Source organism: Variovorax sp. YR566 (assembly GCF_051992195.1).
In the GTDB taxonomy this organism is placed as follows: domain Bacteria; phylum Pseudomonadota; class Gammaproteobacteria; order Burkholderiales; family Burkholderiaceae_C; genus Variovorax.
On sequence record NZ_CP197092.1, the window covers coordinates 3,888,784 to 3,905,747 of the forward strand.

Annotated in this window: 21 protein-coding genes and 1 pseudogene; 11 read left to right on the forward strand and 11 right to left on the reverse strand. The window is 66.2% G+C overall.

Annotated features, from left to right (window positions below; all coding sequences use genetic code 11):
* Window positions 1–32: 32 nt before the first annotated feature.
* Window positions 33–959, reverse strand: coding sequence for a histone deacetylase family protein (locus ACTG4X_RS18185; RefSeq protein ID WP_093074260.1), 927 nt, complete (start codon window positions 957–959; stop codon window positions 33–35).
* 245 nt (window positions 960–1,204) lie between these two features.
* Here ACTG4X_RS18185 and ACTG4X_RS18190 point away from each other — a divergent pair, with 245 nt between their 5' ends.
* The 6 genes and pseudogenes from ACTG4X_RS18190 to ACTG4X_RS18215 all read left to right on the forward strand — a co-directional run.
* Window positions 1,205–2,389, forward strand: coding sequence for a DesA family fatty acid desaturase (locus ACTG4X_RS18190; RefSeq protein ID WP_440531554.1), 1,185 nt, complete (start codon window positions 1,205–1,207; stop codon window positions 2,387–2,389).
* 39 nt (window positions 2,390–2,428) lie between these two features.
* Complete coding sequence (locus ACTG4X_RS18195) at window positions 2,429–2,893, forward strand: hypothetical protein (RefSeq protein ID WP_440531555.1); 465 nt, start codon at window positions 2,429–2,431, stop codon at window positions 2,891–2,893.
* Window positions 2,887–3,375 (forward strand): hypothetical protein, encoded by a 489-nt coding sequence (locus ACTG4X_RS18200; RefSeq protein ID WP_440531556.1) that lies wholly within the window; start codon window positions 2,887–2,889, stop codon window positions 3,373–3,375. The genes ACTG4X_RS18195 and ACTG4X_RS18200 overlap by 7 nt, the downstream gene beginning before the upstream one ends.
* An 81-nt stretch (window positions 3,376–3,456) precedes the next feature.
* Complete coding sequence (locus ACTG4X_RS18205; protein ID WP_440531557.1) at window positions 3,457–4,494, forward strand: zinc-dependent alcohol dehydrogenase family protein; 1,038 nt, start codon at window positions 3,457–3,459, stop codon at window positions 4,492–4,494.
* Window positions 4,495–4,557: 63 nt separating this feature from the next.
* Window positions 4,558–5,400 (forward strand): universal stress protein, encoded by an 843-nt coding sequence (locus ACTG4X_RS18210; RefSeq protein ID WP_440531558.1) that lies wholly within the window; start codon window positions 4,558–4,560, stop codon window positions 5,398–5,400.
* A gap of 64 nt (window positions 5,401–5,464) precedes the next feature.
* Window positions 5,465–6,961, forward strand: a pseudogene (locus tag ACTG4X_RS18215) (AAA family ATPase); the annotation flags it as partial.
* 24 nt (window positions 6,962–6,985) lie between these two features.
* Here the strand turns inward: ACTG4X_RS18215 and ACTG4X_RS18220 are convergent.
* Window positions 6,986–7,492 (reverse strand): universal stress protein, encoded by a 507-nt coding sequence (locus ACTG4X_RS18220; protein ID WP_093060133.1) that lies wholly within the window; start codon window positions 7,490–7,492, stop codon window positions 6,986–6,988.
* 165 nt (window positions 7,493–7,657) lie between these two features.
* Here ACTG4X_RS18220 and ACTG4X_RS18225 point away from each other — a divergent pair, with 165 nt between their 5' ends.
* Window positions 7,658–8,242 (forward strand): hemerythrin domain-containing protein, encoded by a 585-nt coding sequence (locus ACTG4X_RS18225; protein WP_440531559.1) that lies wholly within the window; start codon window positions 7,658–7,660, stop codon window positions 8,240–8,242.
* A gap of 58 nt (window positions 8,243–8,300) precedes the next feature.
* Here the strand turns inward: ACTG4X_RS18225 and ACTG4X_RS18230 are convergent, their stop codons facing one another.
* Complete coding sequence (locus tag ACTG4X_RS18230; protein ID WP_093060137.1) at window positions 8,301–8,828, reverse strand: flavodoxin family protein; 528 nt, start codon at window positions 8,826–8,828, stop codon at window positions 8,301–8,303.
* A 194-nt stretch (window positions 8,829–9,022) separates the two neighbouring features.
* Here ACTG4X_RS18230 and ACTG4X_RS18235 point away from each other — a divergent pair, with 194 nt between their 5' ends.
* The 4 genes from ACTG4X_RS18235 (at window position 9,023) to ACTG4X_RS18250 (ending at window position 11,433) form a co-directional block, all read left to right on the forward strand.
* A complete protein-coding gene (locus ACTG4X_RS18235) occupies window positions 9,023–9,445 on the forward strand; it encodes a universal stress protein (RefSeq protein WP_440531560.1) in 423 nt (140 codons plus the stop codon).
* Window positions 9,446–10,888: a trypsin-like peptidase domain-containing protein gene (locus ACTG4X_RS18240; protein ID WP_440531561.1), complete on the forward strand. Its 1,443-nt coding sequence runs from the start codon at window positions 9,446–9,448 to the stop codon at window positions 10,886–10,888.
* An 84-nt stretch (window positions 10,889–10,972) separates the two neighbouring features.
* A complete protein-coding gene (locus ACTG4X_RS18245) occupies window positions 10,973–11,131 on the forward strand; it encodes a hypothetical protein (protein WP_179830444.1) in 159 nt (52 codons plus the stop codon).
* A complete protein-coding gene (locus ACTG4X_RS18250) occupies window positions 11,128–11,433 on the forward strand; it encodes a high-potential iron-sulfur protein (RefSeq protein WP_093074240.1) in 306 nt (101 codons plus the stop codon). The genes ACTG4X_RS18245 and ACTG4X_RS18250 overlap by 4 nt, the downstream gene beginning before the upstream one ends.
* Window positions 11,434–11,571: 138 nt before the next feature.
* Here the strand turns inward: ACTG4X_RS18250 and ACTG4X_RS18255 are convergent, their stop codons facing one another.
* The 8 genes from ACTG4X_RS18255 to mltG all read right to left on the reverse strand — a co-directional run bounded on the left by ACTG4X_RS18255 (window position 11,572) and on the right by mltG (window position 16,846).
* On the reverse strand, window positions 11,572–11,943 hold the full coding sequence (locus tag ACTG4X_RS18255) for a tannase/feruloyl esterase family alpha/beta hydrolase (RefSeq protein WP_440531562.1): 372 nt from the start codon (window positions 11,941–11,943) through the stop codon (window positions 11,572–11,574).
* A 74-nt stretch (window positions 11,944–12,017) separates the two neighbouring features.
* Window positions 12,018–12,233, reverse strand: coding sequence for a DUF4124 domain-containing protein (locus ACTG4X_RS18260; protein WP_256329306.1), 216 nt, complete (start codon window positions 12,231–12,233; stop codon window positions 12,018–12,020).
* Window positions 12,227–12,907, reverse strand: coding sequence for an ankyrin repeat domain-containing protein (locus ACTG4X_RS18265; protein ID WP_440531563.1), 681 nt, complete (start codon window positions 12,905–12,907; stop codon window positions 12,227–12,229). Before ACTG4X_RS18265 ends, ACTG4X_RS18260 begins: the two co-directional genes overlap by 7 nt.
* Entirely contained in the window at window positions 12,904–13,710 is an 807-nt protein-coding gene (locus tag ACTG4X_RS18270) for a TatD family hydrolase (RefSeq protein ID WP_093174146.1), read from the reverse strand. Before ACTG4X_RS18270 ends, ACTG4X_RS18265 begins: the two co-directional genes overlap by 4 nt.
* A gap of 73 nt (window positions 13,711–13,783) precedes the next feature.
* Window positions 13,784–14,161, reverse strand: a complete 378-nt coding sequence (locus ACTG4X_RS18275; protein ID WP_093056792.1) for a PilZ domain-containing protein — start codon at window positions 14,159–14,161, stop codon at window positions 13,784–13,786.
* Window positions 14,158–15,171, reverse strand: a complete 1,014-nt coding sequence (locus ACTG4X_RS18280; protein WP_093056793.1) for a DNA polymerase III subunit delta' — start codon at window positions 15,169–15,171, stop codon at window positions 14,158–14,160. Before ACTG4X_RS18280 ends, ACTG4X_RS18275 begins: the two co-directional genes overlap by 4 nt.
* Window positions 15,168–15,824 (reverse strand): dTMP kinase, encoded by a 657-nt coding sequence (gene tmk, locus ACTG4X_RS18285; protein WP_440531564.1) that lies wholly within the window; start codon window positions 15,822–15,824, stop codon window positions 15,168–15,170. Before tmk ends, ACTG4X_RS18280 begins: the two co-directional genes overlap by 4 nt.
* On the reverse strand, window positions 15,821–16,846 hold the full coding sequence (gene mltG / locus ACTG4X_RS18290) for an endolytic transglycosylase MltG (protein WP_440531565.1): 1,026 nt from the start codon (window positions 16,844–16,846) through the stop codon (window positions 15,821–15,823). The genes tmk and mltG overlap by 4 nt, the downstream gene beginning before the upstream one ends.
* Between the last annotated feature and the right edge of the window lie 118 nt (window positions 16,847–16,964).

The following is a 16,964-nucleotide window of genomic DNA, read 5'->3' on the forward strand; positions in this document are numbered from 1 at the left end:
GCCTGCACGCTGGCCACGGTCCGGCGCCGTGGTCAGTCAGCGCCTATCAGCACCTTGACATGCGCTGCGGCGCTGCGGGCGAGGGCGCTGAGCGCATAGCCGCCTTCCAGGCAAGAGATGACGCGCCCGTGGCAATGGCGCTGCGCCACATCCATGATCTGCCGTGTGACCCAGGCGTAGTCGCGCTCCACCAAGCCGAGGTTGCCCATGTCGTCCTCCCGATGCCCGTCGAAGCCCGCCGAGATGTAGACGAGCTGCGGCGCGAAGGCTTCGAGCGCCGGCAGCCAGCACCCGGTGACAGCCGCGCGGAACGCATCGCTGCCCGAACGCGCGGGCAAGCCAATATTCACCATGTGCGAGCCGTTGTCGTCTTCGCCCGAGAAGGGGTAGATGCCCTTCTCGAAGATGGAGCACATGAGCACGCGATCGTCGCAGCGGAAGATGTCGGCGCTGCCGTTGCCGTGGTGCACGTCGAAGTCGATCAGGGCCACGCGCTGCAGGCCGTGCACGTCCAGCGCATGCCGGATGCCCACTGCCACATTGTTGAAGAAGCAAAACCCCATGGCCGCTTCGCGCACCGCATGGTGCCCGGGCGGGCGCACGTTGCAGAAAGCCGTGGACGCCTTGCCCGCCAGCACCAGGTCGGTTGCCAGCACCGCGGCACCGGCGGCGCGCAGCGCGGCCTGCACGGTGTGCGGGTTCATGAGGGTGTCGGGGTCGACGAACCGGTGGCCTTCGGTGGGAGCGGCGGCAATGAGTTCGCGCACGTACGACATCGTGTGTGCGCGCGCCAGCTGGGTGCGCGTGGCAAGGGGCGCATCGTACGGAGCCATGTAGTCGAGCAGGCCCGCGATCAGCAGCCGGTCATGAATGGAGGAAGACCGCTCGGGGCATTCCGGGTGGCCCGCGCCCATGTCGTGGTGCGCGCAGTCGGGATGGGTGATGTAGGCGCTGAGCATGCGAGTTCCTTCGGAGTCCCGGGGGCGGTACGCGCGGAAGGCTCGCTGCCAGACGGCGACCCCGAAGTGGGTTGGGGAAGTTTCACTCTAGGCAAACAGGCGCATGTCGCTGTTGCGCTGTATCAAGCAAGCGGACGACAAGCGCCGCATTCGCTACGGCTGGAATGCCGGCACGGTGTTGACGTGCATCAAAGGCCGTGGGAGGTGCGGTCCGCAGAATCGCCCGCACTGTTCACGAGGTACGAATGCAATCCCTTCTTTATTCCGGTCTTCTCGATCTTCCATGGTGGGGCGCGGTGCTGGCCGCGCTGGCGCTCACGCATGTCACCATCGCTTCGGTCACCATCTTCCTGCACCGCCACCAGGCGCATCGCGCGCTCGAACTGCACCCGGCGGTAAGCCATTTCTTCCGCTTCTGGCTGTGGCTGACCACCGGCATGGTGACGAAGGAGTGGGCCGCGGTGCACCGCAAGCACCACGCCAAGTGCGAAACACCCGAAGACCCGCACAGCCCGCAGGTGTACGGGCTCAACAGGGTGCTGTGGGGCGGCGTGTTCCTCTACGTGCGCGAAGCGGGGCATGCGGAAACCCTCGAGCGCTACGGCCACGGCACGCCTGACGACTGGCTGGAGCGCAATCTCTATTCGAAGCACAAGATCCTCGGCATCGTGCTGATGGGCATCGTGGACATGACACTCTTCGGCGTGGTGCCGGGCGGCCTGGTCCTGCTCACGCAGATCGCGTGGATCCCGTTCTGGGCGGCCGGCGTGGTCAACGGCATCGGCCACTACTGGGGCTACCGCAACTGGCCCGCCCGTGACGCCAGCACGAACATCTCGCCGATCGGCATCCTGATCGGCGGGGAAGAGCTGCACAACAACCACCATGCCTTTCCCAGCTCGGCCAAGCTTTCGAGCAAGTGGTTCGAGTTCGACATCGGCTGGCTCTACATCCGCACGCTGCAGGCCCTGGGGCTGGCGACGGTGAAGCACGTGGCACCCACGCCGCGCCTCATAGCGCCCAAGGCGAATGTCGATCTCGCCACGGTGCAGGCAGTCATCCGCTGCCACTACGACGTGCTGTCGAACTACTCGCGCTCGCTGAAGAAGGCCTGCGCAGTGGAGCTCGGTCGCCTGCGCCGCATGTCGCCTGAAGCCGCGCGCGCCCTCAAGGCCGTGAAGCCATTGCTGGGCAAGGACCAGGGCCTGCTCGGCCCGTCGCGGTACCAGCAGGTGATACAGGCGTTGAATGCATCGCAGGCACTGACTACTATGTATTCCATGCGCGGGGAGTTGACCGCCTTGTGGAGCCGTTCCACGGCCACCGGCGAGCAGCTCGCCCGGCAGTTGCAGGACTGGTGCCAGCGAGCCGAGGCGAGCGGCATCGCACCGCTGGCGGACTTTTCCCGCCGCCTGCGTTCCTACGCCTGAACGGCCCTGCGCCGAGAGGATGCGATTGAGGCTTGCGTAATGGTTTGGCGATTCGATGTCTGCAACGGCGATGCCGACGGCCTCTGCGCCGTCGTGCAGTGGCGGCTGCACGAGCCCGGGCCGGCAGAGCTCGTGACGGGGCTCAAGCGCGACATCGCGCTGCTCGGCCGCGTCCAGGGACAAGCCGGCGACGAAGTCAACGTGTTCGACATCTCGATGCAGCGCAACCGCGGCGAACTGCAGCGCCTGCTCGACGACGGCCTGCGCGTGCGCTACTTCGACCATCACGCCGCCGGCAAGGTGCCGGTGCACCCGAACCTGGAGGCACACATCGACGAGGCGAGCGATGTCTGCACCAGCCTGCTGGTCGACCGCCACCTGGGCGGAGCGCATCGCGCCTGGGCGCTGGTCGGCATCTATGGCGACAACCTGGGCGCAGTGGCCGACCGGCTGGCGCTCGAAGGCGGCTTCGAGCCCGGCGACTGCGCCGGCTGGGCGTGCTGATCAACTACAACGCCTATGGCGAGTTCGAGCACGACGTGCGCATCGCACCCCGCCTGCTGTTTCCGCTGATGGCGCGCTACCCGGACCCGCGCGACATGCTGGCGCACGAGAGCGTCGTCGACGAGATCGATGCAATGCGCCACAGCGACCTGCGGCTGGGTGCGGATGCCGCCGTGCTCTGGCAGGGGCCTCAGGGCAGCGTGCGCGTGCTGCCCGATGCGCAGTGGAGCCGGCGCGTGCAGGGCTGTCTTGCCAACGAACTGGCAAACGGCGAGCCCGGCTGTGCGCATGCGGTGCTGAAGGTGCAGGGCGACGGCTATGTCGTCAGCGTGCGCGCGCCGCTGGCACTTCCGCGCGGCGCCCATGCGCTGTGCAGCCGCTTCGGCGGCGCCGGCCGCTCGCGCGCGGCGGGCATCGACCGGCTGCCGCGTGGTGACTTGTCGCGCTTTGTCGAGGCTTTCGCCGAGGCGTCCTGGAGTTAGCGCGCCAGACGACGTTGCAGACGCGAGGATTCCTTGCGCTATCGCAAGGGGAGGGCGGGCAAGGACGCATAACGTTGCGGCATGAAAGCACTCGTATACCGGGGCCCTGGCCTCAAATCGCTCGAAGACCATCCCAAGCCGGAGATCCAGGCGCCGGGCGACGCCATCGTCAAGATACTCAAGACGACCATCTGCGGCACCGACCTGCACATCCTCAAGGGCGATGTGCCGACCTGCACGCCGGGCCGCATCCTCGGGCACGAGGGTGTGGGCGTGGTCGAGAGCGTCGGCGCCGGCGTCACGGCTTTCCGCCCGGGTGACCATGTGCTGATCTCGTGCATCTCTTCGTGCGGCAAGTGCGAGAACTGCCGCCGCGGCATGTATTCGCACTGCGCCACCGGCGGCTGGATTCTCGGCAACACCATCGACGGCACGCAGGCCGAGTACGTGCGCATTCCGCATGCGGACACCAGCCTGTATCCCGTTCCGCCCGGCGCGGACGAAGAGGCGCTGGTGATGCTCAGCGACATCCTGCCGACCGGCTTCGAATGCGGCGTGCTCAACGGCAAGGTCGCGCCCGGCAGCACGGTGGCCATCGTGGGCGCCGGGCCGATCGGCCTGGCCACGCTGCTCACGGCCCAGTTCTATTCGCCGTCGCAGATCATCCTGATCGACCTGGACGACGGCCGGCTCGAGGTTGCGCGCCGCTTTGGCGCGACGCACACGATCAACAGCACCGACGGCAAGGCGGCCGAGGCGGTGCTTGTGCTGACAGGCGGGCGCGGCGTCGACGTGTCGATCGAGGCGGTCGGCATACCGGCCACCTTCGTGCTGTGCCAGGACATCGTGGCGCCCGGCGGCACCATCGCGAACATCGGCGTTCACGGGCACCCGGCCGAGCTTCACCTGGAGCGGCTGTGGTCGCAGAACATCGCGATCACCACGCGGCTGGTCGACACCGTGTCCACGCCGATGCTGCTGAAGACGGTGCAGTCCCACAAGGTGGACCCGGCCCTGCTGATCACGCACCGCTTCACGCTGGACCAGGTGCTGGATGCCTACGACACCTTCGGGCGCGCCGCACAGACGCATGCGCTCAAGGTGATCATCGAAGCGTAGGCAGTGGATTTTCCGGTCCATTTCCTGCGCCAGGACGCGGCGCACCACCTTGCGGAAGCATCCATGAACTTCAAGACAATATTCGTTCACCTGGACCACTCGGTCCGCAGCCCCGTGCGCGCCGCTATGGCGGCCCAGTGGTCTCGAGTGCACGAGAGCCACCTGGTCGGGCTGGTGCCCACCGGCCTGTACGACGGCGTGATTCCCGCCGACGCCATCGCCACCGGCATGACCGACTACATCGCCGAGTCCGCCGACTACCTGCATCGGCGAGCCGAAGCCATCGCGCGCGAGTTCAGGGAAGGCATCGCCGGATCAGGGCCCTTGTCGTACGAAGTGCGGCTGGTCGATGGCGCCACGGTGGACGCCGTTGTGCGGTACGGGCGCGCGAGCGATCTCGTGGTGCTCGGACAGGACGACGACTCGAACAGGAAGGACACCACGGTGCGCGGGCTTGCCGAGCAGGTGCTGATGGAAGTGGGGCGACCGGTGCTGGTCGTGCCTTCGGCCGGTATGTTCGGGGGGATCCCGAAGAACATCGTCGCGGCCTGGGACGGCTCGCGTGAAGCCGCCATGGCCCTTCAGGCAGCATTGCCGGCGCTGCGGCGCGGAGCACGCGTCACGCTCCTGTCGCTGCGCCACCCGCGCGACGAAGACAACACGCAGCAGTTGCTGGCATCGGACATGATCCAGTTCCTGCTGAGGCACGGCGTGCAGGCGCGCGCCGAGTCCGAGGTAACCGAAATCGACATCGCGGACGCGTTGCTATCGCGGGTTTCGGACCTGAGCGCCGACCTGCTGGTGATGGGCGGCTACAGCCACTCGCGCCTGCGCGAGCGGATCCTTGGCGGCGTGACGCGGCAGATCCTTGCGCAGATGACGGTGCCGGTCCTGATGGCGCACTGAGGCGGCAGGGCGCCTTGGCGTCTTTTCGCTATTCTTTGACGTCGTTGAATCGCAAATCCGCCACATGGACACCACACTGGTCAACGCACTGCGAGAGCAACTCCAGCGGGAGACCGGGCAACCCGTGGCCTTGGTCGAGACGCACATCTCCTGGGTGCTGCTGACGCAGACGCAGGCCTTCAAGCTCAAGAAGCCGGTACGCCTGCCGTTCCTGGACTTCGGCAGCGTCGAGGCCCGAAAGCACTTCTGCGAGGAGGAGCTGCGCCTCAACCGACGTTTTGCTCCTTCGCTCTACATCGACGTGGCACCGGTCTGCGGCACGCGCGAGTCGCCGCGCATCGGCGGCGCCGGCACGGTGATCGACCACGTGGTGCGCATGCTGCGTTTCCCCGATTCGTCGCTGCTGCGCAATCTGCTGGTGGAAGACCGGCTGCAGCCCGCGCTGCTCGACGGCTTCGCGCAGCGGCTGGCCGCCTTGCACGCGGCTGCGGAGCAAGCGACGCCGGTGTCAGGCTTCGGCAGCCCCGACTCGATCGTTCGAGCGGCTACGGATGTGCTGGCCGCGTTGCGAGCACAGGGCGATGACAGCCGTCTCGCCACCCTTGCCGCGCTGGACACGTGGATTCGGGAGCAGGGCCAGGTGCTGCGCATCGCATGGATCGCCCGCCAACAGGGCGGTTCGATACGTGAATGCCACGGCGACCTGCACACGGCCAACGTGGTCCTGGTCGACGGTGCGCTCATGCCCTTCGACTGCATCGAGTTCGACCCGGCGCTGCGCTGGATCGACGTGATGAGCGACCTTGCATTCCTCACCGTGGATCTGAAGGCCCACGGCCGGGGCGACCTCGCATTCCGCTTCCTGGATGCCTGGATGCAGCACAGCGGTGACTACCCGGGCCTGCAGGTGTGGCGCTTCTACGAGGTTTATCGGGCGCTGGTGCGGGCGATGGCCACGGGGCTGGGTCCAGGGCCCCTGGATGGCGAGGTCCGCCCCGACTACCTGGCCTGCGCGACGCGGCTGACGACGCAGCCGGAGGAGGGCGCCCGCCTGATGATCACGCACGGCTTGTCGGGCTCGGGAAAATCCAGCGTTGCCTTGCAACTGTTGTGCGCCGCGGGCGCTGTCCGCGTGCGGTCGGACGTGGAGCGCAAGCGCCTGTATGGCCTCGATCCGCTGGCGCGATCCGTCGCCCTTGGGCTCGACATCTACGGCGCGCAGGCAACCCTGCGGACTTTCGAAAGGCTGCGCGCCTGCGCCCGCGATGCGCTGCTGGCGGGCTATCCGGTGATCGTGGACGCGGCCTTCCTGCGCGGCGCCGAGCGACGCAGCTTCGAAGCCCTGGCAGCAGAGCTCCGCGTGCCTTTCACGATCCTGGATTGCCGCGCAACCCCGGCCACGTTGCGCCGCCGCGTGGCCGAGCGCGACGCGGCAGGCACGGACGCCTCGGAAGCCAGCCTCGCAGTGCTGGAGCGTCAGTTTGAATGGCAAGACCCGCTGGAGGCCGACGAGCGTGCGCTGGCCATCGAGGTTTCCACGGAAGACACCGTAGACATCGCGCTGCGACCGCGAACCGCTGAACGCTCACTGGCTGGCGAGCGTCCCGCTCGGCAGCGTGAAACGCTCGTGTTCGGTCTTCGCGCTTTCGGGAGCACGCACCAGCAACACCGGCACGGGCGACAGGCGCAGGATGTGCTCCGCGCTGCTGCCCATGACCCAGCGGCCGATTCCTCGACGGCCGTGAGTGCCGATCACGATCAGTTCGGCCTTCGATGCTTCCGCCTCGGCGATGACCTGGTCGTGCACGGTGCCCTTGAAGCTGTCGAGCAGCACTGTGTCGGCTTCGACGCCTGCTCCCGCAGCCGTGGCCCGCGCGGCTTGGAGCAGCTTCGTGGCGTTGCCGCGCAGCTCTTCGAGCCAGTTGCCGGCATGGCCCGCGTAGGCATCCATGGCCAGCGCGAAGGACAGCTCGTCGATGACGTGCGCCAGGCGCAGGCGTCCGCCCGTGAGCTTTGCCAGCTTGATGGCTTCGGCCAGGCCATGGCTGGATGTGGAACTGCCGTCAATGGGAACAAGAATTCGCTGGTACATGGCACGACTCCGGTTTGTTGAATGGATCGGTCCAGTATCCGCACGGGCGCTCCGCGCGGCTTGACATTGATCAAGTGCGAAGCTGCGACTGGACGGGACTTGATCTGGAACAAACCCGCGCGTGAATGAAAGCGCGACCCTTGAGGCATGCACAGGACAACCCTCATGACCCACGCCACCGTTCGCATCATTCGCCAGGAGCACGCCGCGCTCGCCGCCGTGCTCCGTTCCATCGTCATGCTGCTCGAGCAACACCGAAAGAAGGGCACTTTGCCCGATTTCGCGACGCTGCGAGCCATGCTTTTCTACGTGGACGAGTTTCCGGAGAAGCGCCACCACCGCAAGGAGTCCGAACTGCTGTTTCCCAAGCTGCGCGCCAGGACGCCGATCTCGCGGGATTTGCTCGACAAGCTCGACGGCGACCATGCCAAGGGCGAACGCAGGATCCGCAACGTCGAGCACGCCTTGCTCGCGTTCGAGATGCTGGGCGAGTCGCGGCGCGAAGAATTCGAGAAAACGGTCGGCGAGTATGTCGACTTCTACCTGAGCCACATGGCGCTGGAGGAGCGAGAGATCCTGCCGCTGGCCGAGCGGGTGCTGACCGAGAACGACTGGCGCGACCTGGACGAGGCCTTCGCGCAGAACCGCGACCCCATGACCGGACACGTGCCCGACCTCGAATACAACGCGCTCTTCACGCGCATCGTGAATATCGTTCCCGCGCCCATCGGCCTGGGCCCGGCCCTCTAGGCCGCTAGCCGCAGGCCGACCGGAAAGAGCAGGGCGGTCATCAATTGGATGCCTCCCCTCAGATCGATTGCGGCGACAGCGTGACCGGGCGCACCACGTCTCGCGAATCTTCCGCGCTTCTGACGGCGGTGCCGAAGGCCTGAAGACGCGCTGCACAGCCGCCGTCATCGACCTCGCGCATCGTGACCGAAGAGCTCAGGATCGGCGCTCGGCCCATGAAGTCGCTGATTTCTGCTGCCGCGTTCGGTGCCCCCTGGCCACCCATGACCGAGAGCACGGCGACGTCGGGCAGCCGATAGCGTTGGCGCGCGACGAAGCTGCGCATGGGGCCGGCGAGCTGCAGCATCCAGATCGGCGACACCAGCACGACGGCATCGAAGTCGCCGGGCGGCGGACCGTCGTAGTGAATGGCGGGCTGTCGCCGGAAGAACGAATCGAGCACGCAACGCAAGCTGCCGAGAGCGCCGCTGCGAGGGCGCACCTCGGTGACGCTCGCGAGTTGCCAGCTCTGCTGGCTGCACAGGAGCTCCGCGACCTGGCGGGAAGTGCCCGTGTAGGAATAGACGATCACCAGGACGTTGTTCATGCTTGCCTCTGCTGCTTTCATGGACAGTCAATGTAGGCAGCGTCGGAATCCACGGCCTTGCGCTGCATCAAGTACCGGCGGTGTCGCGCCGGCGCGCCACGAGCCATCGGATTTCTTGATTTGGCGCAAGGCGAGGCGCCGGGTGCGCGAGGACCATCCTTGCACCGGAGAACGTCTCCGCCGAAGGAACCATCATGAAAATCCTGCTTGCCGTCGATGGCAGCGACTACACGAATCGCATGCTGTCCTACCTGACCACGCACAAGGAGTGGACGAATGCGGGCCACGCCTTCACTGTCTTCCATGCGGTGCTGCCGGTACCGCACCGAGCCGCGGCCTTCGCAGGGCCGGACATCGTGCACGGGTACTACGAAGACGATGCGCGGGTGGTGCTCGAGCCCGTGCGCGCTTTACTGGCCAGGAACGGCATTGAAGCCCGCTTCGAGCACCGCATCGGTCATCCCGCCGAAGAGATAGCTTCGTTCGCACAGAACGGGCAGTTCGACCTCGTGATGATGGGTTCGCGGGGCCATGGCACCTTGACCAACCTGGTACTGGGGTCGGTTGCCACCAAGGTACTGGCTGCGTGCACGGTGCCGGTCTTGCTGGTGCGTTGAATGAGTGCCGCAACCCTGGCACGGGGCGTGATCGTGGCTGCCTTCGGTGCACTCGCACTGGCGAGCGGAACGAGCGCCTGGTCGCAGACGCGATCGGCGTGCCTTGAGCGCACGTCGTCGGGATTGCAAGGCTCTGATTTCGTGGCGGCCGCAGCGCGTCAGTCGCCTGCGGTGGTGAGCGTGACAGTCGCGGGCACGGGCAACGACTGGGTTGCCAACAGCGATCAGCGCGCGCCGACGCAATGGGGCCGCGGCGTTGAGCGCGGTTTCGCGTCGGGGTTCATCTTCCGCCGCGACGGCTACATCCTGACCAGTGCGCACGCGGTGACCGGCGCCCAGGCGATCTCCATCGTCACCGAGGACCAGCGCCGCTTCGATGCCGAAGTGATTGGCATCGACCGCCGCACCGACGTGGCGCTGCTGCGGGTCGCGGCGTCCGACTTGCCGGTCGTCACCGTGGGCCGCAGCAGCGAGCTCTGCCCGGGCGAATGGGTCGCCGCGATGGGCGCCCCCTTCGGCTTCGAGCGCAGCGTGACCGCCGGCGTGGTGAGCGCCAATCCGCGTTACGTGCCAGGTGGGAGCGGCGTGCCGCTGATCCAGACCGACGTCGTGCTCAACCCGGGCAACTCGGGCGGGCCGTTGTTCGACGAACGGGGCAGGGTGGTCGGCATGAACTCGATGGCCTACTCGCCCGGCGGTGGGTACTCCGGCATGTCGTTCAGCCTGCCGATCGACACGGCGATGCACATTGCGGACGAGCTTCGTATCACCGGGCGGGTGATGCGGGGGCATATCGGTGCCCGCATCCAGCCCCTGACCGTCGAACTCGCGCCGGCCTTCGGGCTCGATACCGCATTGGGAGCGCTGGTGGTGCGCGTCGACCCGGACAGCCCCGCCGAGCAGGCTGGGCTTCGCAGCGGCGACGTCGTGCTGGCCGTCGATGGCGCTGCCGCAATGCCCTATGCCGACATACAGGATCGTGTAGCTGGAGCCCGCAAGGGCAGCCTGCTCACACTGAAAGTCTGGCGCCACAGGACGCCGTTGACGATGCAGGTAGGCGTGGCCGAGATCCCACCGGACCTCGCGCCTCGGCTGGCCGCGCGTGCCTTGCCGCAAGAGACGCGCTTCGGGCTCGAACTCTCGGAGCGAAAGGGTGTGCTGGGCATCAGCCTTCTGGATCCCGGCCTCTTTGTGCAATCGGCCTCGGGTTCGGCCCAGCGGGCGGGGTTGCGCTACGGCGACATGCTGATCGCGGTCAACGACGTGCAAGTGGCCGGCCTGGCGGATTTCGATGCAGCGATCCAGTCCATCAAAGAGAGTGACACGGTCGCTTTGCTGGTCATGCGCGGCTCGACCCGCAGCTATGTGCCGATTCTTCCGCGCGGTCCGCAACGTGCCCCTGTGGCGCGAGGCGCGGGCGATGCCACCGCACGGACGCCGTGAGATTGATCCTGCGCAAGGTCGCGCGTGGCCGCTCACCCAAGAATGACCGCAGGCAATGCCAATCACCCATAACGAGGTCGTCCCATGAACAACATCACATTGAGCGGAACCCTGCAAACCCTGGGGTTCTGCATCGCCACGCTCCTGGCCACGGGTGTTCTCGTGCTTGCGGGTCTGAGCGAGCGCAACTCTGCGTCGGGCAACCTGATTTCCGTCTCCCACACAACGAAAGACTCACGATGAACTCCAGCCGCCGCACCTTCATGCTCACGCTTGCCGCGACGGGCGCTGCCATTTCCGCCCCCAGCTCGTTCGCGCAGGCCCGGCTTGAAGAAAAGGATCCGCAGGCCGCGGCTCTGGGCTACGTCGCCGATTCGTCGAAGGCCGACGCGAAGAAATTTCCCAAGCACGACAACGCCCAGTTATGCAGCGGTTGCGCGCTCTGGCAATCCAAGCCGACGGACGCACAAGGTAACTGCGCGTTGTTTGCTGGAAAACAGGTCAGTGCCAAAGGCTGGTGCAGCGCTTGGGCCAAGAAGGCCTAGCAGCGCAACTTGAGTGTTTCTGTCGAAGGGTACCTTCGCTTCCGTGTCGAGCGCGTCCGCGCACACGTCATGGACCGGCCGCGCGAGGCGACGGCCGGACACACGGGAAAGTAGGGCTACCTCAGCAAATGAAGACGCTCAAGAACTTTGGCAGCTGTAGCTGTCCGCCGAATTCACGTCGCCGCTGCCCTTGTATTTCGGAAAGGTCGGGTACTTGCACAAGGGGCGCGCAAGTACCGGAGCTTTGGTCGTCGAATCCAGCTTCGTCGCCACGATGTTTTGCGTGGAGGGCTTTGTGCCGCCTTCTCGCCACTTCGCGACTGCGTCCACAAGGTCGACGGTGTCAGGACCGACACCGCCGGCGCAATGCTGAACGCCCGGCTGGAGGAAGAACTCCATCGAGGCATCCCGCGTGGATGCGCCGCCGACCGTGGTCGCTACATCGTTGAAATACTTGATCGAGCCCTTGTAGCTGATCGCCCAGTCGTTCGTTCCATGGGCAAGGATCATCTTGCCGCCCTCCTAGCCACGAAGGACTCGACGCGCGTGGCATTTAACATAATGCACATTGTGTTTGAAAACACTCAGCGCTTCGGCGCGCCCCCAGAGCCTCTGCCTTCGTAATTCACACCCTTCGTCTGTTTGATCTCGATCTTCTTTGCATCCGGACAAGGCTCGTTCGAGTAAACGACCTTGCCACCCTGAACGCACTTGTAGATCGCGTGCTGTGCCATCGCGCCGGATGCAAGGCCCATCATCGTCAAGCCGACCGCCAACTTGGCGCCTGCCTGTCTCACCATTTGCCGTCCTTGGGTATTGCCTTGGGCGCATTGGCCCGTGCCGCCGCAGCCGCGGTGATCATCGCCGCAGTGTCCGATCGGTTCACCTTGTTCGCGAAGTCGACAGCTGTCATGCCCAGCTGGTTCTTCATCGTCGTATCGGCGCCCTCGGCTAGCAGCAGCTTCACCGCTTCGCTCGAACCGTACATCGCCGCCATCATCAGCGGCGTGGTGCCATTGGGCGATTGCGCGTCTATGAACGCGTAGTTGTCGAGCAGCACCTTCATGATGGTCAACTGGCCGCTGGTGGCTGCGTAATGCAGCGGCGTCCAGCCCGTCTTGTTGACCGCGGCATCGCGCTTCAGCAGTTGCGTGACCAGGTCCTGCTGGCCCTTGATCGCGGCCAGCATCAACGGGGTTTCATCCTTGGCGTTGGCCAGATCCACGTTGGTCTGCGGCGACTCGATCAGCACCTGGATGACTTTCGGCGACGGCTCGCGCAGTGCGATCAGCAAGCCGGTCTGGCCGTGTTCGTCACGCGTGTTCGGGTCGAACCCGCGCTGCAGCAGGCTGCGCACGCTGCTGGCGTTGTCGCCGCGCACGGCCCGGAAGAAATCCTCGAACGAGCCTGCGTTCGCTGCAAAAGATGCAGCAATGACAATGAGATAAATCGACTTCTTAATGTAGTTTTTCATGATTTGACGTCCCTGAACAATGTTTCGAAGTTGTCGCTCGTCGCCTTGGCGATGGCCTCTACGGGCACTTTTCGCAGCTCGGCGATCTGTTGCGCCACGAATGGCACATACGACGGATTGTTGGTCTTGCCGCGGTACGGCACGGGCGCGAGATAAGGGCTGTCCGTCTCGATCAGCATGCGATCCAGCGGTACGAAAGCGGCCACGTCGCGCAAGTCCTGGGCCTTCTTGAAGGTCAGGATGCCGGAGAACGAGATGTAGAAACCGAGGTCGAGCGCCGCGCGCGCCACCTCAGCGGTTTCGGTGAAGCAATGGAACACGCCGCCGGCCGCGTTGCCGCCGCCGTCCTCGCCCTCCTCCTTCAGGATCGCCACCGTGTCGGCCGAGGCCTCGCGGGTGTGGATCACCAAGGGCTTGCGGGTCTGCTGCGCGGCGCGGATGTGCACGCGAAAACGGTCGCGCTGCCATTCCATGTCGGCAATGCTGCGGCCGCCCTTGCGTTCTTCCATCTGGTAGTAGTCGAGGCCGGTCTCGCCGATGGCAACCACGCGCGGCCGGGCTGAAAGCCGTACTAGGTCTTCGACGCTGGGTTCGGCGATGTCCTCGTTGTCGGGGTGCACGCCCACGCTGGCCCAGAAGTTGTCGTAGCTGGCAGCAAGGGCCTGCACTTCATCGAACTCTTCGAGCTTGGTGCAGATGCAAAGCGCCCGGTCGACCTGCGCGGCGGCCATGGCGGCGCGGATCTGCGGCATTTGACCCGCGAATTCGGGAAACGTGAGGTGGCAGTGAGAGTCTGTAAACATGGCGCTGATTGTCGGGCCCATGCCAGAAATACCGCGAACACCGGCTTTGCCGGGTCGCAATGGGGGAAGCCGATCAGATAGTTTGCGTGGGGCGGTCGGACGCCATCGAACCACCCAATGCCGCCTCGATGCGCGCCTTCAGTTGGCGCGACTTTTCGTCGGACGGAAAACGGATGCCCACGCCCGGCGCCCGGTTGCCAGCCGCACGCGACGGCGTGATCCAGGCGACCTTGCCGGCCACCGGATAGCGCTGCGGGTCTTCCGGCAGTGTCAAAAGCACGTAGACGTCGTCGCCGAGCCGATATTCGCGGGTGGTTGGAATGAAGATGCCGCCCTCCGCGAACAGCGGAATGTAGGCCGCGTACAGCGCACCCTTTTCCTTGATGGCGAGCTGAATAACGCTCGGCCGGGCGGGCGTGGCGTTGGCGGCGGGGGCTGTGGGTTGATTCATGGGCGACGAGCGGCAGAGTTTAGGGTGGTTCGCGCTTCGCTCACAAGCGCTTCCAGCATGAGGCCCGCATTGAACGGGTGTTCCGCGGTTCTTGCGGCGCTTGCAAGCGACTTCGACCAGCGCGCCAGCGCCAGCCGGGACGGGGCCGCAGGCAAATCGGCAGCATCGAAGAATCGGGGTTCAGCACCGTTGCCGACAGCCATCAGGTCGTGGCAAAGCTTCTGCAGCGCACCGACGGCCTGCGCCGGCGCGTGATCGGCCAGAGCACCCACGTCGCCGCGCGTCATAGCCTTGGGAAGCAAAGCCCATGCCTTGGGTGACTGGCCCGAGCGCGCAAGCCGCAAGGCGTCGCTCGGCCGGCCGCCGGCAGCGCGCAGCAGGGCGGCCGCATCGGCGGCGGGCACGTCTTGCGCGGCCAGCCAGGCTTCGGCCTCGGCAGTCTCGGGCCATGGCAGCGTGAAGCCCAGGCAGCGGCTGCGAATGGTCGGCAGCAGTTGCCACGCAGCCTCGCTGGCGAGCACGAAGCGCACATCGCCGACCGGCTCCTCGAGCGTCTTCAGCAGCGCATTCGCGGTGATCGTATTCATGCGCTCGGCCGGATACACCAGCACCACCTTGCCTCGGCCGCGCGCGCTGGTGCGCTGGGCGAAGCCGACCGCATCGCGCATCGCCTCGACGCGGATTTCGCGGCTGGCCTTGCGCTTCTTGTCGTCGATGTCGGCCTGAGCCTTCTCGTCGAGCGGCCAGTTCAGCTCCTGCATGGCGACTTCGGGCATCAGCACGCACAGGTCGGCGTGGGTGCGGACCTCGATGGCATGGCAGCTGGCACAGTGGCCGCAGGCGGTGCCCTCCTCCGTCGGCTGCTCGCACAGCCACGCGGACGCGAGCGCCAGCGCCAGTTCGTACTGGCCGATGCCGGAGGGGCCTTGCAGCAGCCAGGCATGGCCGCGCTGGCGCAGCAGTTCCGCGAGCGGCCGGCGCAGCCAGGGAGTCAGTGCCGGAGCGCTCATCGAGTGACACCACCGCTCAGCACAACACGCGCCACCAACGCCGTTTCAACCTGCTGCCAGACCTGGTCGCGAGACTGGCTGGCGTCGATGCGCACGAAGCGCTTCGCATCGGCGGCCGCACGGGCCGCGTAGCCCTGGGCGACGCGGCTGAAAAACTCGACAGGCTGAGCTTCGAACTTGTCGGGCACGCGGGCCCCGGCCAATCGTTGTGCAGCAATCTCGGGCGCAAGGTCGAACCACAGCGTGATGTGCGGCTGCAGCAGCGTCGCCCTGCCCGCCTCCGCCTGCACCCACCGCTCGAGCGTCGACAGCACGGCTTCATCGAAGCCACGTCCCGCGCCCTGATAGGCGAAGGTTGCATCGGTGAACCGGTCGCACAGCACCACGTCGCCACGCACCAGTGCCGGCTCGATGACCTGCACGATGTGATCGCGCCGCGCCGCGAACACCAGCAGCGATTCGGTCAGCGGGTCCATCGGCTTTTCGAGAATCAGCCCACGCAGCGTCTCGGCCAGAGGCGTGCCGCCGGGCTCGCGCGTACGCACGACTTCGCGCCCCTGCGCCCTGAACAGCGCCTCCAGCGCATCGAGATGGCTCGACTTGCCGGCGCCGTCGATGCCTTCCAGCGTCAGAAACAGACCGTTGTCACTCATTGGGTCGCCTTCGGTTTGTTGGGACTGCCGCCGCCGCGCTGATATTGGTTGACCGCGCGGTTGTGGTCGTCGAGCGAACTGCTGAACTGGCTGGTGCCGTCGCCGCGCGACACGAAGTACAGCGACTTGCTCTGCGCCGGCTGCACCGCCGCCAGCAGCGCGGCCTTGCCAGGCATGGCAATCGGCGTGGGCGGCAGCCCGCCGCGGGTGTAGGTGTTCCAGGGCGTATCGGTCTGCAGGTCTTTCTTGCGCAGGTTGCCTTCGAAGGCCGTGCCCATGCCGTAGATCACCGTCGGGTCGGTCTGCAGCGGCATGCCGATGCGCAGGCGGTTGGTGAAGACGGCCGCGATTTCCGCGCGGTCGTTGGCCTTGCCTGTCTCCTTTTCGACAATACTGGCCAAAATAAGCGCCTCATCGGCCGATTTCAGCGGCAGATCGGAGGCGCGGGCGGCCCAGGCGGCTTCGAGCCTCTTGTCCATGGCCCGCATCGCGCGCTGCAGCAGGGCGATGTCGGTCGAGCCCTTCGAGTAGGTGTACGTGTCCGGGAAGAAGCGCCCTTCCGGGTGCATGCCTGGCTTGCCGAGCTTGGCCATCAGCGCTTCGTCGGTCAGGCCCACGCTGTCGGGCTTGAGCTGGTCGGCCTTGGCGAGCGCGGCGCGCACCTGGCGGATGTTCCAGCCCTCGACCAGCACCAGGCTGCGCGTGGCCTCCTCGCCGCGCACCAGGATATTGAGCAGCAGCTTGGGCGTAATGCCGCGCTCCAGCTCGTAGCTGCCGGCGCGCATCTGGCGGTCTTGCCCCGAAACACGGAACCACAGGTAAAGCAGCTGCGGCTGCACGTCGACGCCCGTGTCGGCCACGGCCTGTGCAATGCCGCGCGGCGTGGTGCCGGGCTCGACCGACAGATCGACGGTGGGCGCGGGCAGCTTGAGCGGCTGGTGCACCCACCAGAGGCCGGCGCCGCCGAGCGCAAGCGCAATCAGGGCGGCGAGCAGGAAAAGCGTGAGGAAGAAGCTGCGCACGGATCCGATGTGGGGGTGACGGGAAAAAGCCGGAGGAGGAGATGAAAAAACCGGTGGCCTTGCAGGTTGCAGGGCGGGAGCCCCTGCCGACCCGAAGGAACAGGCACGGCCATGATAA